Here is a 16783-nt window from a genome sequence, read left to right as displayed (position 1 = left end):
AATCCACCTCGCTACCGCTGGCTGGCAAGAACGCACGCCGGAAGTCATCGCAAAGGCTGACCTATTCTCTACCAGCTTACAGCCAGCAGGTTGGTGATTGGCCTTTCGCAGACTGCCTGCACGTGGTAGCTTGATGGATTCAAATTTGCATCGCAGACGCTGCCAGCTCGCGCGGACAGAGTTACCCACGGTTGGTAACCCGGCTAAGGCAGCGGACTTGCGCCCGAACAGGTGTATCCATGGCTAAGCCCCATCGTGCCACGAAAAAAGCGAATCACGGCAAGCGCCCTGCCAACGGCAAGGCCAAGCGTGCCAAGCGGAAACTCGTCCGCACCTAAGACCTCGCTTTTCGCCAACCCCGCCAGCCAGCCCTCGAACTTGCTTCGTAAACCTCTCTGAGCAGTTCCGTGGTTCGTCCGCGTTAGGGAAGGGATGACGCAGTGCCCCAGCAAAACTTTCTGGTTGATTTGTCGACAGTCGATTTCAGCCGCCCCATGGCGACGCTGGAGGAGATTCGTAAGTACAATCCGCAGCGCTACGAAATGGAGCAGCTGACGGCCGTTGTCCATGTCAACGAAACCAGTTATTTGAGCGTCGGTTACAAAGACACGTCGAACGACGACTTCTGGGTGCGCGGCCACTTTCCTCAGCTGGCCATTATGCCCGGCGTGGTCATGCTGGAATCGATCGCCCAGCTGTGCAGCTTTGTGACGCAAAAGTACGATCTGCTCGGCAGTGACATCGTTGGCTTCGGCGGGCTGGAAGAAGTCCGCTTTCGCGATCCGGTCTTTCCGGGCGATCGCTTTATCGTGATGTGCAAGCTGGAAAAAGTGCGCCGCGGGCGGATGATCGTCTGCACGTTCCAGGGCGCGGTCGAAGACCGCCTGTGCATCGAAGGAACTCTCAAGGGCGTACCGATTCCGGTTTCTGCCTTGCAAGAGTATCAGCAAAAACGCGGCGCCAAGGCATAAGCAGGACCATGCTGTGGGCCGACGTGCTCTGCCAAAGATCGATCCCACGCTGGATCTCAGCCGCCATTTGCTCACCGCCAGTGAGTTGCCCAAGCCCTTCGCGCCGGCTCAGCACTTTGGCCGCATCGCGCCGGTCGAAGTCGAAGTTGGTAGTGGCAAAGGCCTGTTCATGCTGAGCGCTTCCGGCGCGCGGCCCGAGCACGACTTTTTCGGTGTGGAAGTGGCAACGAAGTATGCCCGCTTTGCTGCCTCACGTCTGGCTCGCGCGGAACGCACCAACGCGCTGATGGCTCAAGGAGATGCACTCGCCTTCTTTCGCGAGTGGGTTGCCGACAATTCGCTGCACGCCGTACACGTTTACTTTCCCGATCCCTGGTGGAAGAAGCGGCACCGTCGTCGCCGGGTGATGAACGAGTTGTTCTTGCACGACGTCATTCGCACGCTGGTCCCCGGCGGCAAGCTTCATTTTTGGACCGACGTCGAAGAGTATTTTCAAACCACGATGGAACTGATGGCGCAGTTGCCGCCGCATCCGGCGGGCAAGCTGGTGGGGCCACTCGCCGTGCCGGAGTCGCCGGCCGAACACAATCTCGACTATCGCACCCACTTCGAACGCCGCATGCGGCTGCATGAGCTGCCCGTGTATCGCTCGGAATTCGAGAAGCACGCGTTTGAACAGAGCGGGCTGGTTTCGTCGTAACCGTTCTTTGCCCGCACAGCCGGCATAAGTCCGACAATCGGCCCGTCCAGCGAAGTTAACATCGCTAAGTTCGGCACTTCTTACTCGCAGCGGGCGGAATCTGAGCTAACTTGCTCGCCGCATCTGGCATTTGCTAGGCAAGCCGCGCGACCCAATTAGGCTGGAAGATAACTCTTCTTAACAGCCCTGTTCCGGGTACGCTCTCATGGTTGCTTCATTTCGCGCCTCGGTGGTCGGTCCAGCGCTCGCATGGGCGCTACTGCTCATCGCCGGTGCGCTGCCTGCCGTTGCTGCCGACTGGATCACCGCTCCGTCGTTTTACTCGCACGATATGTCGACCGGGCAACGCGTGACGCAATACGCCGAGATTGGTCCGTTCTATTACTATCACCGGCCCGATTACATGCGGAGCGGCTATCGGCATTTTCGCAGCACCATTCAAGGCCTCGGCGGCGCAGATAACTTGCACGTCGTCGAAGAATGGGGCCGCCCTGTTCGCCCGTACGAAGAATGGCGATTCCCGTATCGACCGTTCTCGGTACCCTACGATCAATGGGGCCCTCCCTTCGGCGGTCTCGGCCCGATTGGTGTGGGCATGCCAGGCTGGGGCGGGGGTTGGGGAGGTGGCTGGGGCGGCGGATGGGGGCCAAATGGTGGCGTAGGTCCCAATGGACCGATGGGCCCCAATGGTCCCATGGCTCCGAACGGGCCCGGTCCTGTCGGGCCGATGGGACCTGGCAACGGCGGTGCCTGGAACGGTGGCGGCGGTGCGCCTGGCGGAGGCTGGGGCAATCAGAATCGGAACTACGCTCAGCCTTGGACCGACGGCTATTACCCGAGCTACGACAAGCACGGCCGGTCTGATTACTACCGGGGATATCCGTAGGGACCTGCTCGGGATTCGGTTGCCATACCGAATACGAGACGCATGGAATTTGCGCTAAGGTGTTGTGACCGGGCCCCAAAACCAGAGCTCGCCCGAGGCTTGGTCGAGAGCTCCGTAATCGCATTTTCGCAGCCTGGCATGAGTCGGCGAAATGCCAAAGTCTTCGCCACCTGCCAGCCAAGCAGTTATTCCACCTCTTAAGATACCGTGCCCCGTGGTTGTCATCTCGATGACCAGCGCATTCTCTACTGCGCCAAGATGCAAGACCCGTAGATCGTCGCGCGGCTCGACCAGCCTCAACCGGATCGTCGCCAGGCTGTGCTGGCGAGTGGATGGTCGCAGCGAAAGTGTACGCTGAACCGGAGTCGCGGCGGTCAGGAGTTCATCCAAGGCCGTTAGCAATGGCTGGCCGGCTTCCTGGCGGCTTTGATGCAGACAAAAGCACAAATCGCTGGTTCCGAGCCGCGGCCCTCGGTGCTGCCAGCAATCGATGCCAAGATTTTGAAAGAGAGGCTTCATCGCAATTCGATACATTTGTTATAAATAATTGATTCACAGATACTTGACAACCGAACGACAGATTGCGATAATTCCCGACTGCTCTTGCTTAGTTTGGTGGATTGAATCTTCGTAAGCAACGGAAAAGCTGCGCGCCGATGTGGCGTCGAGGTTTTCGTGAAAGATGGTGGGAATTGGTTCGCGACGCCAACGGATCGATCGTTCCCAAGCCTGGCCAAGAACTGGCCCGGTTGTTAGACAAAAAGAGTGAGATGCCAAAGTTGTCTGAAAGTCGCAAGTGATCTACAGGCAGCCACTTCCGCCCAAACAAAAGAGTCGGTACGCGTCCAAAAACCCCGGCGGTTGTTGGACGTTTTGATGATGGTCGAGAGAGGCCCCACCAGCGCAGTGAATTCCCCTCACTGAAGCGGCGGGCCAACGGGGCAAGAGAGTGGAGATAGGCAAAGATAACAACTGGTTATCAAATGGTTATCAGCGATTCGTCAGAATGAGCTGGGTTGTTGACGCAACACTCAGCAAGATCGCGAGTTAGAGAAAACGGTTATCGCGAACAAATGAACGAAAAAGTTATCAAAAGTGGTTATCAGAGGAGGCGAGATGGTCGGAGGTTGCTGCGGGGTGGGCCCCTCACCCCAACCCTCTCCACGTTTCATTGTGGAGTACCACGTGTACCGAGGAGAGGGAGTGATGACGGAGTGAGTTAGGAGACACGGCAAATGAAACACTTGAGGTATTCGGTTTCGAGGCAGGTGGCGGCGACGGGATGGTCGGCGGCAGCGCCGCGTTGCTCGAGAATCTGAATATCGCGACCCGATTTTTGGGCGACGCCGCTGAGCATCAAGCGGAAGTCTTCTGGCGAGACCGTACCCGAGCAACTGTTCGTGACGAGAATGCCGCCAGGAGGCAACAAGGCCACGGCAGAGCGATTGAGGCGATGATAGGCCTGAAGTGCGGAGTTCACGCCGCTGCGGCTGCGAGCAAACTTGGGCGGGTCGAGGACGACGGCGTCGAACTTTTGGCCGTCAGCCATCATCCGGTCGAGCGTTTGAAAACCATCGCCCGCTTCGAACTTTGCCGGGAGGCCATTCAGTTCGGCATTCCGCTGGGCCTGAGCAACGGCCTTTTTGCTGCCGTCGATGCCGAGCACTTCGGCAGCGCCGTTTTTGGCGGCATTGAGCGCGAAGCCGCCGGTGTAGCAGAACAGGTCGAGCACTTTGCGACCTTGCAGATAGCGGGCAGCGACCACGCGGTTATCACGCTGGTCGAGATAGAAGCCGGTCTTCTGCCCTTCGCTGAGATCGACCTCGTAGGCGATGCCGTTCTCGCGAATGACGATGGGGGCTGTGGGCAGTTCGCCCCAGTGGCGATCGGCGGCGGCTTCCATCCCTTCGAGTTGCATCGAAGTCTTTTCGCCACGGAGGATGACCGCTTTGGGTTGCAGTTCGTCCTGCAAGATGCGGACGAGCAGCTCGGCCCGTTGTTGCATGCCCAGCGAGGTGGGTTGCAGTACCAGATAGTCGCCGTAACGATCGATGACGAGTCCGCTCAGGCCATCGGCTTCGCTGAAGACCAAGCGTGTGGCCGTTTCACTTCGGCTGCGACCCGCTGCCCGTTGTTCGGCGGTGAGCTCGTAACCCAGTTCTTGCCGCATGGCAATCGCGGCTTGCAAGCGGCGACGAAAGAACGCTTCGTCGAGCGGAACTTCTTCTTGCCACGAGAAGAGCCGCACGCGAATGCGGCTGTGGTTGTTGTACATGCCGCGGGCGATGAACTTGCCCCGCTCGTTATACAAATCGACGATCTGACCATCGACGGCTGCCAGGTGTTCGCCGGCCAAGGTGAGAGGCTCGATGCGATCGACGGCGCCGGCCAGCACCCAAGGATGCCGCCCGTAAAACGGCAAGGCCTTCTTGGGCTTGAGATGAACCCTCGCCACAGGCAGGCCAGAGCTACTCACGGAATCGGTCGCAGGCTGAAGATCGGCTGACATGAGCAAACTCTGTTGGGGCAGCAAAACCCTCATTTTACCGTGTCCGAGGGCCATTCCGAAGGGTGGGTCAAGCTGGCGAGACGAACGCTCTTACAGACCTTCGATCTCATACACGCGGACGAGGCCGGTGGTTGTCACGACGCCAAAGCGGTTCGCATCGGAGGTGGGCAACACTGCGAGGGGCTTATGCTGAGGGGCGGGGAGTCGGCTGTGCAGCGTGAGTTTGCCGCCGGCCGTTTCATAAATTTCGCCACCATTGGCCCCGATGGCAACGAGGCGTCCGCTGCCGGTGAAGCAAACTTGCGGAGTCGCCAGTTCTTCGGCAAAGCGAATGGGCTGCGACGTCTGACGGCCTTGCAACCAAAGGATGTAGGTCCCTTCCCAAGTCACCACGGCCAAACGAGCAAGCGTAAAGGGGAGCGAGCCGGTGATCTGCAAGATGCTGCCCGAGAAGTCGATGGACTCGAAATCATTTTCGCCACGCACCAGCAGCAGGCGATTGTTGTAACCGGCGGCCAACAGGTCTTTGCGGCCATGCGAGGCGATCAACAGGTTGTCGCGATCCTGGGAAATCAACTTCCAGGTCGTTTGCACAGGCCCGATGGTTTGACGAGGTTCCAACGACCGGCCAATTGCGACGATATCGCCGGTGGCCGCCGAGCGTTCGAGAAAGAACGCGCGGCCGAAGGCGTAGCAAAGTCCCAAGTAGCAATGATCGTCCGCCGGTGCGTTCACGCCGTTATCGCAAAAGTGAATTCGCTGCTGTGGCGGCTGGGGCGAGTTGATCCTGAGGTGATTGACGTGGCGGCGACCGGCGACCGAGACAATCAGCGGGCCATATCCGTGCGGATCCATTGCCATCTGCGGGGGCGTTTTCATGTCGTGCGGCAACGGACGGCCAAGCGAGGCGATGGTCGTTTCTCCCTCCCAATTAAACTGCCCCAGTTCGAAGCGATTGTCCCGTTTGCCGATCGCGAAAAAGTGGCCTCGTTCGCCGACAACGGCCAGCCAAGTGATTTCCTTGGGGAGTTGAAACTCGCGAACCAGTTGGGCCGTTCGCGCCGGACCTGCAGGCTTGGCTGGTGCTATCGTGGTGACTGGCTGGCGCAAGTATCTCTGGCCGTCTCGCAGCAGCAGGCGATCGGTGGGAACGAGATTCTGCAGCGTGGTGACGAGCTTTGTGCGGAGCGCTGCCGGCGCACTCGGCAGATGAACGGCGATGATTGTACGCGTCGTATCGGCCGCTACCGATCGCAACTTTTCGTCGGGATAGGTACGCACCACATTCACGAGTGCTTCGGTCGCGTGATTGGCTACCTTGTCGGAAAACCAGTCCTCGCGAAACGACTTCACCTGCTGATAGGCCAGGTCGTGATAACCGCGGCGAGCAAACAGATCGAACAATTTGGCCAGACACTCCTGCGGCTTGTTGCCCGCGTCCCAGCCTCGCTGCAGTACGCTCGCTGCCTCTTCAGGCTGCTCGATCTTCGCTTCCAACAACTTCGCCGCTCGCAGATAGTCGCAGCCGGCTTCGTACTTCGCTGCTGCCGCCGACCAAGATGCCAGGGCCTGCTCGCGCAGTTCGAGCCGCTGGTAGAGGTCACCAATTTTTTCGTGCTCACGCAGCGGTTCGTACAGGGCGATGGCTTCGTGCAGCAAGCCGCCGCGCTCGAGGCACTCGGCCGCTTGCAAGGGCCAGTGCAAACGATCGCGATAGAGAACCGCCGCCTCTCGCCAATGCTCACCACTTTTCAGAGCCGATGCCGCCGATTGGAAATCGCCCAGCAACTCGGCAAAGATGTACGCCGCGCGGCGATAGCGGGCGAGTTGCAATTCGCGATTGGCCAGTTCGCGATACCGCTTTGTCAGCTGGGCCTGGTAGTCGGCCGAGAGATTCCAGAAGTCGGCTGCTCCGCCACCTTGAATTCGCCCGAGGCTGAAATTGACGTCGCGCATGCCGAGGAAGCCGCCCGCACTTGTCAGACCGCGATGCGCTGCGCCGCCAAAGGGCAAGGCAAACTTCAGCCCTTCATCGGGATTGGTCTGCAGCAAATGCATCAGCCGCAAGATCTCGCGGTTCCGCATTTCGTCGATCTGCTTCGAGGCTCCTTGCGCCTTGCTCTCGGCCCACTTGGCCAACGATTGCAGCCAACCGCCAGCAGCGGCCTGTGTGCCGGTGGCTGCAGCAGGCTTGGGTTGCTGGCCTTGATTGGCTGCGGCTTGATTCGACGGGCCTTGTTGTCCGGCGCTAGCAAGACCGCTGGCAATCCCGCCGATCATCTTGGCCAGCGATTGCGAGATCGCCCGGCCGGCTTGTTCGACCATGCCATTCGTTGGTTCACCGGGCCGCGCGGGCAACTGGCTGGGATCGTTCCCTTGGCTGCCAATGTCTCCCTGCCCCGCGCGAAGGATGTCTTGCAGCGAAATCTCCTGCGCCGCGCTCACGCTGTGCAGTCGCTCGTTGAGCGCTTCGCCGGGCTGAGCAGCCGTCCACTCGGTGGCGCAGAGCATGGGCGGGGCCAGCAAATCGCTGATCGACAGCAACGATTCGTGGGCAATCCCCAGCAATCCGCGACTCGGATGAAACACGGCCGCAGCCAATTCGGCAGACAACAGTTCTTCCAATTCGTCCGGAGTGATCGCAGGCAACAGTTCCGCATGCAGCGGCAGAAAGAGACGCTTTCCCACGCGGCCCAGTGCCACGGCGCGCGGTGTTACCAGCGGAGACAGTTTCGCGGGAAGCAACGTCAAAGCGCCCCAACCCGGGATGATGGCAATCTGCCAATCCTGCTGAGGAAGCCCCCACCGAGACCATTCTTCCAGCCAGCAGTGCGCGTCATCTCCGGGCAACAGCCAGGCAACGGGCTGATGCTGCGGCAGTTCGCGATAGCGAATGGTAAGGGGAAGGGGAATCATAAAGCTCAATCAAATCAAGTACTAAGCCGGCCGGTAAATCGCCTTAATGCATTTGCGAAAGCCGTTGTAACATTCGGATTCTCGCCGTCGTAAATGAAGTAGGGATTGCCACCAGTGTAGTGGTTACCACTAAGCCAACCTTGCCAACCGGCAGTATGTCCCACATGCAAGACGATCGTGATCTCTGGAACTATGGCATCGCTGCTCTTCAAATGCAGGAGCCCGCGCGAGTCGAGCCAGGCCCGGCTGCCGTCGCCCCACTCCGTGATTGACAGGTCGTAATCGAGGTGCGTTGCCATCTCCTGAAACGGCCGGAACTGAGGCGGCTCCAAACGTGTTCGGCCCCGATCGCGCAGAAGGAGTTTGGGTTCGACCTCGATGGACAACTCTTGGCCGTTGTTGCTGACGATTGCCAATTGCCCTTGTCCGTTCACGCCGATGCCGCGGAACTTATGCCGCAGCGTGATGTTCGCGCCGATGAACTCCGCCAGCTTGGGCTCGACCGCTGCTTCGGGTTCGAGATAAGCAGGGACGCAGGCTTTGGTGCGATGATGATAGACGAACAATCGCCCTTGCGAATTGCGGATCGCGACGCGCTCGCCACAACGCGAGATCGCGGCAACTTGAAACGGTGTGATTTCGTGCGAGGCTTGGATGATGTTGGTCACCTTCCAACTCAAGAGGTCAATCAGTCGGCCATCTTCGCGCAGCCCATGCGCAGCATCGGGAGGTCCGACGATGGCGAGCAAGCGGCCAACGGGTTTATCGGGCATCACGGCTTGCCAGATTATCTTATGGCCGTCACAGGCAATGACGGCGATCGAATTCTGGTGTGGATGAAAGAAGTAGCGATCGCGATGGTACTGCAGCGAGGAGTCGATGCGAGTACCGGCCACTTCATCACCGGTCCAATTGAAAGCAATCACACGATGCCGAGCGATCAGAAAAATGTGCTCCGCGGTGGCAGTCACCGACGTGAATTGGACCGAGTGTTCGTGCTTCAGTTGCACGCGGCGAATGTGGCCCGAGTCGGGATAGACCTGGACGGCATACATGCCACGCGGGGCCAATTTGCCGACGACCGCTCGAAAGGGCTCGTGACTGCTCACGGTATCTGCCCAGAGGACTCTTCCCTGCGGGAAGTTTTGCGTCAGTATCTGAGGCCCTAGAGACGTAGCGGTCCACCACGACAGCCTGCCGTCTTTCGAGAATGACAGGGCACCGCGATCACCGATTGACCACATGCGGTCAACGGTCAGGTGATGGGGAAGCCGCAGTGGAAAGATGGCAGGCTGATGACTGCAGAAGGCGGGCAACTCGGGATTCTTCACAACGAGCGGGGCGACAGGCTTCTTGGCAGGAGGAGCCAATGCTGCTGCCAGATCGATCCTGGCTTCCCGCTTCAGCACCATATCGCGCTGGCCAAGTTCCAGCAGGCGAACGTGGCCCTCGCGATTGACGGCAACGATCCAAGTGTCGGACAGATGTGCAGCACGCAGCTGCCGGCGAAAGTCCTCGTCGGCGAGCGAATCGTCGGTGGTGATGATTACGGCATCGCTGGGACATTCTTGATCGGCACACTTGGTTTGCAACGTGCGACAAGCGGCTCCGGGATGCAGATCAATTTCAAGCGCTTCCAGATGTTGCTCGACGCCGGACTGACGAGTGAGATCCACCGGCAACAACTGATCGCCGCACGCGCGGAAGGCATTGATCTCCAACTGCTCATCCCCGGCAGCTGCCAAGGCGAGCCCCACCGCCGAGATAAACACGCGTGGTACGCCCCACACTCGCAGGCCGCTATCGAGCAGAATCGCACGTCGCAGCGGCGGCGAACGAGGAGGTGTTTCGCGACGAAAATAGAGTGCTTCACCGGTGGCAACACGAACGGCCAAGGTGAGGTCGTCGTGAGCCAACTCGCTGAGCAGCAAGCGATCGAGTTGGCCGCGATTGGTAATGTCCGAGACGCCGCCGAGCGGCAAATCGTCGGGCTCGGCCAGTGGACGCGGCAGCGTGATGGCGGCCAGCAGTTGCTTGGCCAGTCGCATCAGGCCGCCGAGTTCTTCGTGGTCGTTCAGTTCGGCCAGCAACGACCGAACTCGCTCGCCGGCGGTTAGCTCGACGTTGGCGGCGACCAATTGCTGCGACAAACCTGTCTTGCACCAGCTGACGAATGCCTCCGCATCAAACTTTTTCAGGGCATCGCGGAGAACAGCAATCGTCTTCCACAGGTCGAACTCAACCGGCTGTAGATTCTCCGGCCAGTCGATGGGGCCCTTCGTTGAGAGCAGCTTGACGACCGAACTCGCTTCATCGGCAGTGGTAGCACGCTGGGGCTGGTCTTCAAACAGATAGGCGACGAGCTCCGCCTTCCGCCGGGGCGTTGCCAGCTGCGTCTTCGAGATCTGATGGATGGACTCGAGAGCAGACAGGACATCGGCGATCCACATCGGCATGTACCGCTGCTGCGCGCTGATGTCGGTGATGATCTGCATCAAGGACTGGTGGCTCTCTCGCCAACTATCGCGACAGGCTGCGAGTAGCAACAGTATCGCGTTGAACGGAGGAAGCCCCCGCGGTTGTTCAGCGGCCAGAACAATCGCGAGCTCTTGGCGCAGCGTGATGGTGGGGCCTTCTTCCCATCCGATCGCTTCGTGACGCTCGTCCCACTTCCAATACGGCGGGTGAATTGGCGCGAGGTACTGCGCGGCAGATAGCAACTCAGCGGCTGACATTGGCGAGTCCCTCCGCTGTAGCTCGAACGGCAACTCGCTTGGCACCGACGAAATCGATCGTGCGAACTAGCTCCCAATCGCCATTGGCATGCCACACGGCAATTTCGTCTTTGCCCAGTTCCAGTACCTTGCGAACAACCTGAGCGTCGACGGCGGGCTGCCACCGCAATCCTGCCGCGCAATAGATGCCTGCTTCCTCCCAGTAGCGCGCGCCGTCGATGGGGGGCAGCGGTGTTCCCACAATCAGCACTTGTCCCGCGTCGCTGGCGGCGAACTTCAACTTGGAGAGCCGCACCTGCGGAGCAGTTTCGACATAGCGGTGCCAAGCTGCGATCGAGGTGATAAGAGCCGCTACTTCGCGTTGTTGAGTGTCGCGTACCAGTATCAGCGAGACAGACGGCCTTGTTACGCCGACCGTGGTTAACGCGGGAATCAAGACGGGCGTAAGAAAACGCGAGAGCCTTTCCCATTCAGCCGTTGGCAAAATACCAACGGGTAGCAAGGCACCGAACGAAATGATCTCCTGACGCTCGTTCACTTGAAAGCGCTCGGCCCCCGGTAACTGACGCAAGCGAAGCTGGTCCGCTTCACTCAATTCCCTGCCGCGCAGCCAAACGGCATCGTCCACAATACAAGCTTCAGCACCGCTGAGAAATCGCAGTGCGCCCAAACCAGTAGCGGCGGAACGTGGCAAGCGAGCAGCCCAGGTGATCACGCGGTGCCCCCGTTCTTCTGCCAGGCTTCTTCAAACTGCCGTTGCAAATGTTCTCGCTGCTGCGGCGCTGCCACCCAAGGGATACGGCTGGCCAGAATGCTGAGCTGATCTCGCAAAGTGGATTGCTCGGGCGAGTTCGCGACCGCTTGCGTAAGTTGTGTTGTGATTTCCAACAGATCGCGGGCGAGGGCTTCTGGATCGGGAAGAATGCCTTGCGAGCGAGGATGTCCCGAAGCCTTTTCGTCTTCGGTGGCCTTGTCGACCGCTTCCTGCACAATGGCCGCGAGAACTTCCCGCTGCTCTTCGGTGTCCCAGATGTAACGTAGCACCCACAAGTCGGTCCGCGTCGCCACGTGACGACCACACAGGAGTGCACTCGCGGCCACCAGACGTTGCAACTTCACCGCGCGACGATCGGAAATGGGAATCCCCGCCTGACGGAGCCGCAAGATAAGCTCGATGTAAGCTGGCCGCGATGGAATCAAGTCGACCAGGCTCACTTGCTTCTGCAGTTGCCGCACATCTTCGGCTGAAATGGGATCGGTGATGACGTCGTGCTTGCGAGCATCGAGTTGCCAGCCTGCAACCAAAACTTCGCCCAATTGATCGCCGGGAATGTTGTCGCAGTGCACTCGCAGCAGAAAGCGATCAAACAGTGCGCCCAGCGTTTCATCTTCCGGCAGGCGATTACTCGCACCAACCACCATCAGCGTGGGAAGGGAGCGCGTCTCGCGGCCACGGCGAAAGACCCTCTCGTTGAGCACCATCAACAGGCTGTTCAAGATCGCGCTATTGGCGTTCAGCAATTCATCGAGAAACACCAGCGACGCTTCCGGCAGCATCCCTTCGGTGTTCGTCAGCAGTTCGCCTTCGCGCAGTTTGCGAATATCGAACGGGCCGAACAGTTCGTTGGGCTCGGTGAATCGCGTAAGCAGATAGTCGAACACTTTGCCGTCGAGATGGCGGGCAAGCTCACGGACGAGAGCACTCTTGGCGGTACCTGGCGGACCTAGCAAAAAGAGGTTCTCGCCACCAGCGAGGCAAATGCCGAGTAAGTCGATGATCTCGTCCTTGCCGACAAAGGCTCGCTTGAGCGGCGCGAGGACGTTGTTGACCAATCGCTGGCCGAGATGGGGCGAAATCGCAGAATCAGCGGACATGCGGCAGATTTCTCAGGGAGTGTTGGAGATGACTGTGATGGAAGGGGGAGCTTCCAATTCTTTCTTGAGCTTACCACCTAACTCAGGATAAGCACCGACGGCGGTTCGCGCGCTCCTGCGGACCAGCGGTTCACACAAACGCGTTGCGTCGCCCGTCTGCAGCACACGATCGACGTACAGTTGAAACAACGCCGGATGCGTGGCCAGTTGCCTCACTCGCGCGTGCCCCATTTCATCGAGCACGATCTCGTTGATGCCCACCGACGACAATGGCCAGCGACGTCCCACCTCTAACAAGCAGGCAACCAGCGGATCGTTCACCGCCGCTGCTCGCGCGAGTCGAATAAGGTCTGGCAAGAAGCGGAGACACAGATCGCTGCTGTAATGTTCGGTCGGTGTTGGTTCGCTCGGGTTTTCGGCAGTAGCAGCCAGCAGATTTTCGAGTTCCGTCATCCCTAAATCCCGTTGTGCCAACAGCTGGGCACAGCGATATAGCAGCAACGCACCTTGCGCTGCGGAGGCAAGGTCGAGCGGCGGCATCTCGGCCGGCAAGTGCCGCCGGTACGATTGATCAACATCCAACAACAGGCTCCCCAGTTCCCGCTCATCAACCTGCAAAGACGCTTGCGCGGGAACCGTCACGCGGCCGTGATCGAATAGTTGGCGAAGGAAGCGAGTGAAAGGCATGAGGCAATTCTATAAGGTCTAGTGCGAGTTCGCACGCCTTCCCTTTGGTCAGCAAGATTCTGCGTGTGCAGAGTCACCGGCCCGCTGGCTCTCCCACTATAGTGAAGAAATTGGCCAGCTTGGTTCGCTCGGCGGCAGTATCAACGTGACAGCAACCGATTCCAACTTGAGCACCACCGAACCGGCAGTGAAGCCGAAGACCGTTCAACCGTTTCGCTTTTCCCTGCTCACACTGTTGGGCCTGATGACAGTCGCCGCCGTTGCCTCGGCCGTATTGTTCGCGCGGCAGTGGCATGCCGACGAACGACTGCTCATGGCCTTTTGGACTGCCGGTTTGCTGATCGGCACCAGCTTTGGCCGGGCACGCGGAACGCACGGCATCTACAGCGGCGCGCTTGGAGCGGTGGTTGGCTGTTTAATCGTGCCACTCGTCTTTAACTCTTCGCACTTCCCTCACTCGGGAACCACCAGGTATGAATCCGGGCTGCTTGCACCCTATTTGACGTTTGTGGTCATCAGCGGGTGGATACTCGCCATGCTCGCGGCCTCCGCCTATCACCTGATCGTGCAAGGAACCGTCGAGCGCTGGTGCCTGCGAATGATCACCACGCGAGGACTCATTTTCTGTGGCGTGTTGATTGCAGGTGGATTCACGTCTTGGCGAGCATTGACCACACCAGCCTGGCATCCGCAATCCTCTGTGACACTAAGCCCAGGCAGGGCACCAGGCCTGCCGATCGACGCCAACGTAAGTCTTGCCGCAGACGGCGAACCGTTCGCTGCGTATGCGCCGCTGGCACACATCCTGGGCGAGCCCATTGGGCCGCGCATTTTTCGCCTCAGCAGTCACGGCTGGAGCGGCCACGAGCTGAAGGTTCCACTGATCGTCAATGCACTTACCGTGAGTCCCGATGGCCAGCAGGCCGCGATTTTGGGAACCACCGTCATGGGCAACTACGGCCAATCGATCTCCCTCATTGATTTGCAGAGCAGCGAAGTCATTCGCGAAGTCAAGCTGACAATTCCGTCATTCGCCGATGTTTCCCAGGTTTGTTTCAGCCCGGATGGCAAGCGTCTACTGCTGACCAGCACATCGCCACGCATTCAACGTCTCCACATAATCGACCTCCAGACGTTTGCCGAGACAGTCGAACTGTTCCCCTTCGCCGGACGTTTGTATTGCAGCGCGAATGGCAAGTTAGTGGTGAAGATCATCGCCGTGGGTGATGAGACCGACGAAGCTACGGCCGAGATCGTCGCACGAGATAGCGAGTTGGTGCTGCACAGGCTGAAAGACGTTCGCGTCAGCCTGATTCCCATCTTTGGTAGCGACGAAAATCGCGTCGCCCTGGGTGAGCGAGTTTGGGAGCGCCCGACGGGCACCACAACTACGTTGCCCGACACGATTGTCGGTTTTACAGCGAATAATCATGTTGTGGTGATCAGCAAGAGCATGCGTCAAGTGTGGCCGAGTGTCTTTCCACACTGGTTGAAAGAGATGCCGTTCGTGCGGCATCTTTACTTGCACTTCGACTTTGGTCGCCTGCAGTTGATCGACAAGAACACGGGGCAGACCATCATGGCCAGCGGCCCCGAGCGAAGGCTGCAACGGGCCGTGATCTCCAGCGATGGTCGCATTGTGGTTAGTTGCACCAGCGAAGGTGTCATGCGCATTTGGCATGTCCCCAACGGCCGCTAAATCGGGCGGCCATTAACAGGCACGCATCGGGTGCTATGGTATAGAGGTCTCTCTTTCGGGCCCTGCAACCATTCATCCGACCATTCATGTCCGCTGAACTCACCGCTGCTCTGAAAGCTCAAGCCCAGTCGCTGGGCTTTGCGCTGGCGGGAGTCTGTCCGGCGGTGGAAGCGACCGGCTATGGCAAATTGCAGGAATGGCTGGCGAGCGGCTATGCCGGGCAGATGCATTACTTGCAGAAGCGGGTGGAAGCTTATCGTCACCCGCGTAATGTGCTGGAGTCAGTTCGTTCGGTGCTCATGCTCGCGCTGCCGTATCGGACGAGTGAGCCTCAGCCTTGTGAGCCGGGGCAAGGACGCATTTCCAGATATGCCTGGGGGCCGGGCGACTATCACGACCTGATTCACGACAAGTTGCATCAACTGGCCGATTGGCTGCGGCAGCAAGCGCCGACGGCCGAGTGCCGGGGCGTCGTCGACTCGGCACCACTGCTGGAACGTGAGTTTGCCGTGCATGCGGGCCTGGGGTGGATCGGCAAGAACACGCTGCTGCTCAACAAGCCGGCAGGAAGCTACTTTTTCCTCGCCGCGTTACTAACGAATCTAGAACTGGTCGCCGATCAACCTTTCGACACCGATCACTGCGGCACTTGCCGGGCCTGTCTCGATGCTTGCCCCACGCAGGCGTTTCCGCAGCCTTATGTGCTCGATGCCACCCGCTGTATCAGCTACCTCACCATCGAACTGCGCGATTCCATTCCCGCGGATCTGCGCAGCGGCCTGGGCGAGTGGATGTTTGGCTGCGATGTCTGCCAGGATGTTTGTCCTTGGAATCATCGCGCCCCCATCTCAGGCGAAGTAACCTTTCAACCACAGCCTGATGAGAACCCGGTCGACCTGATTGCGCTCTTCGACCTCGATGATGCGGCCTTTCGAACTCGCTTTCGTCATTCTCCGCTTTGGCGATCAAAACGTCGCGGCATCCTGCGCAACGCGGCCATCGTGCTGGGGAATCAACGAGCGGAACAAGCCACTGCCGCCTTGATCAAAGGCCTGCACGACACCGAACCGCTCATTCGCGGCGCTTGTGCTTGGGCACTCGGAAGAATCGGCACGAGCGCAGCCATTGAAGCAACACAAAGCCGACTAGATCAAGAAACCGACGAAACGGTCCGCAGCGAAATCACTTCGGCACTTACTTGAAATGCACCTTGCAGGCACCATCGTCGCAGCTGTCGGTGGTCTTCCCCATCAGATAGCGACGCTTGGCAACCTGGCGATAGAAGAACTGCCAGACTGGCGACGAGAACGGAATGTGCATCAGCGGGGCAAGGACATACAGCACCGGCAACGTCCGCGAGAGATAGCGAAACGCTTCGGCTCCCGCGTAACGATTGCCCGCAGGATCGATCAGGTACATCTGCTCCATGAGCATGTCGTGCGTCAAGTCGGGCCAGCGGCGAGCCACTTCGGGATCGTGCAGCGAAATGAACGCGAGCCGCTTGCCACCGTCCCACAGATACAGATTCTTCACCTGCCCCGAGCAAAACTTGCAATGCCCGTCATAAATCACCACGGCTGCGGCGGGCAGCTCTGCCGGCGTCGGCAAATGGTCTGCCGGCAGGCGAGTGGTTTCAGGAGCGGTTGCAGTGGTCATGGCGAGACAATCCGGCGATCAACGTCGAAGATGGAAGAACAAGGTATTCTACCACTTGAACCGCAAACTTTGGGCCGCCACAACCGGGGGCGATCGAGTCGCAATTAATTGCGCAAACCGTTGGCCATTAGCAGGTTAGCTCGCCCCAC

The 16783-nt window shown here is 59.3% G+C and carries 13 protein-coding genes; 6 read left to right on the top strand and 7 right to left on the bottom strand.

Annotation, left to right across the window (positions count from 1 at the left end; genetic code table 11):
* The first annotated feature begins 239 nt into the window (after positions 1-239).
* The 4 genes from NA78x_RS07135 to NA78x_RS07120 all read left to right on the top strand — a co-directional run bounded on the left by NA78x_RS07135 (position 240) and on the right by NA78x_RS07120 (position 2557).
* The gene (locus NA78x_RS07135; protein ID WP_391484802.1) at positions 240-338 is read left to right on the top strand and encodes a 50S ribosomal protein bL37; all 99 of its coding nucleotides are present in this window, start codon (positions 240-242) and stop codon (positions 336-338) included.
* 102 nt (positions 339-440) lie between these two features.
* On the top strand, positions 441-971 hold the full coding sequence (locus tag NA78x_RS07130; protein ID WP_425617740.1) for a 3-hydroxyacyl-ACP dehydratase FabZ family protein: 531 nt from the start codon (positions 441-443) through the stop codon (positions 969-971).
* Between the two features lie 13 nt (positions 972-984).
* A complete protein-coding gene (trmB, locus tag NA78x_RS07125) occupies positions 985-1671 on the top strand; it encodes a tRNA (guanosine(46)-N7)-methyltransferase TrmB (protein ID WP_425617739.1) in 687 nt (228 codons plus the stop codon).
* 205 nt (positions 1672-1876) lie between these two features.
* Complete coding sequence (locus NA78x_RS07120) at positions 1877-2557, top strand: hypothetical protein (protein ID WP_425617738.1); 681 nt, start codon at positions 1877-1879, stop codon at positions 2555-2557.
* Between the two features lie 1219 nt (positions 2558-3776).
* On the opposite strand, the gene NA78x_RS07115 is transcribed toward NA78x_RS07120, so the two are convergent.
* The 6 genes from NA78x_RS07115 to NA78x_RS07090 form a co-directional block, all read right to left on the bottom strand.
* The gene (locus NA78x_RS07115; RefSeq protein WP_425617737.1) at positions 3777-5066 is read right to left on the bottom strand and encodes a class I SAM-dependent rRNA methyltransferase; all 1290 of its coding nucleotides are present in this window, start codon (positions 5064-5066) and stop codon (positions 3777-3779) included.
* 90 nt (positions 5067-5156) lie between these two features.
* Entirely contained in the window at positions 5157-7982 is a 2826-nt protein-coding gene (locus NA78x_RS07110; protein WP_425617736.1) for a hypothetical protein, read from the bottom strand.
* A gap of 14 nt (positions 7983-7996) precedes the next feature.
* The gene (locus tag NA78x_RS07105; RefSeq protein WP_425617735.1) at positions 7997-10717 is read right to left on the bottom strand and encodes a hypothetical protein; all 2721 of its coding nucleotides are present in this window, start codon (positions 10715-10717) and stop codon (positions 7997-7999) included.
* The gene (locus NA78x_RS07100) at positions 10704-11432 is read right to left on the bottom strand and encodes a hypothetical protein (RefSeq protein ID WP_425617734.1); all 729 of its coding nucleotides are present in this window, start codon (positions 11430-11432) and stop codon (positions 10704-10706) included. The genes NA78x_RS07105 and NA78x_RS07100 overlap by 14 nt, the downstream gene beginning before the upstream one ends.
* Entirely contained in the window at positions 11429-12592 is a 1164-nt protein-coding gene (locus tag NA78x_RS07095) for an AAA family ATPase (protein ID WP_425617733.1), read from the bottom strand. The genes NA78x_RS07100 and NA78x_RS07095 overlap by 4 nt, the downstream gene beginning before the upstream one ends.
* A gap of 12 nt (positions 12593-12604) precedes the next feature.
* Positions 12605-13279, bottom strand: coding sequence for a hypothetical protein (locus NA78x_RS07090; RefSeq protein ID WP_425617732.1), 675 nt, complete (start codon positions 13277-13279; stop codon positions 12605-12607).
* Between the two features lie 166 nt (positions 13280-13445).
* Here NA78x_RS07090 and NA78x_RS07085 point away from each other — a divergent pair, with 166 nt between their 5' ends.
* Together NA78x_RS07085 and queG are read left to right on the top strand one after the other, a co-directional pair.
* On the top strand, positions 13446-14978 hold the full coding sequence (locus NA78x_RS07085; RefSeq protein WP_425617731.1) for a WD40 repeat domain-containing protein: 1533 nt from the start codon (positions 13446-13448) through the stop codon (positions 14976-14978).
* Between the two features lie 86 nt (positions 14979-15064).
* On the top strand, positions 15065-16180 hold the full coding sequence (gene queG, locus NA78x_RS07080) for a tRNA epoxyqueuosine(34) reductase QueG (protein ID WP_425617730.1): 1116 nt from the start codon (positions 15065-15067) through the stop codon (positions 16178-16180).
* Here the strand turns inward: queG and NA78x_RS07075 are convergent.
* Entirely contained in the window at positions 16173-16634 is a 462-nt protein-coding gene (locus NA78x_RS07075; RefSeq protein WP_425617729.1) for a thiol-disulfide oxidoreductase DCC family protein, read from the bottom strand. The genes queG and NA78x_RS07075 overlap by 8 nt on opposite strands.
* Positions 16635-16783 lie beyond the last annotated feature (149 nt).

The sequence above is a fragment of the Anatilimnocola aquadivae genome (assembly GCF_049819085.1).
GTDB lineage: Bacteria > Planctomycetota > Planctomycetia > Pirellulales > Pirellulaceae > Anatilimnocola.
Note: the sequence above shows the minus strand (reverse complement) of the source record. Positions and strands in the feature narration are given on the sequence as shown.

Coding starts and splice junctions, on each gene's coding strand:
- NA78x_RS07135 (WP_391484802.1), top strand. CDS start 240: ATGGCTAAGCCCCATCGTGCCACGAAAAAAGCGAATCACGGCAAGCGC.
- NA78x_RS07120 (WP_425617738.1), top strand. CDS start 1,877: ATGGTTGCTTCATTTCGCGCCTCGGTGGTCGGTCCAGCGCTCGCATGG.
- NA78x_RS07115 (WP_425617737.1), bottom strand. CDS start 5,066: ATGTCAGCCGATCTTCAGCCTGCGACCGATTCCGTGAGTAGCTCTGGC.
- NA78x_RS07110 (WP_425617736.1), bottom strand. CDS start 7,982: ATGATTCCCCTTCCCCTTACCATTCGCTATCGCGAACTGCCGCAGCAT.
- NA78x_RS07105 (WP_425617735.1), bottom strand. CDS start 10,717: ATGTCAGCCGCTGAGTTGCTATCTGCCGCGCAGTACCTCGCGCCAATT.
- NA78x_RS07095 (WP_425617733.1), bottom strand. CDS start 12,592: ATGTCCGCTGATTCTGCGATTTCGCCCCATCTCGGCCAGCGATTGGTC.
- NA78x_RS07090 (WP_425617732.1), bottom strand. CDS start 13,279: ATGCCTTTCACTCGCTTCCTTCGCCAACTATTCGATCACGGCCGCGTG.
- queG (WP_425617730.1), top strand. CDS start 15,065: ATGTCCGCTGAACTCACCGCTGCTCTGAAAGCTCAAGCCCAGTCGCTG.
- NA78x_RS07075 (WP_425617729.1), bottom strand. CDS start 16,634: ATGACCACTGCAACCGCTCCTGAAACCACTCGCCTGCCGGCAGACCAT.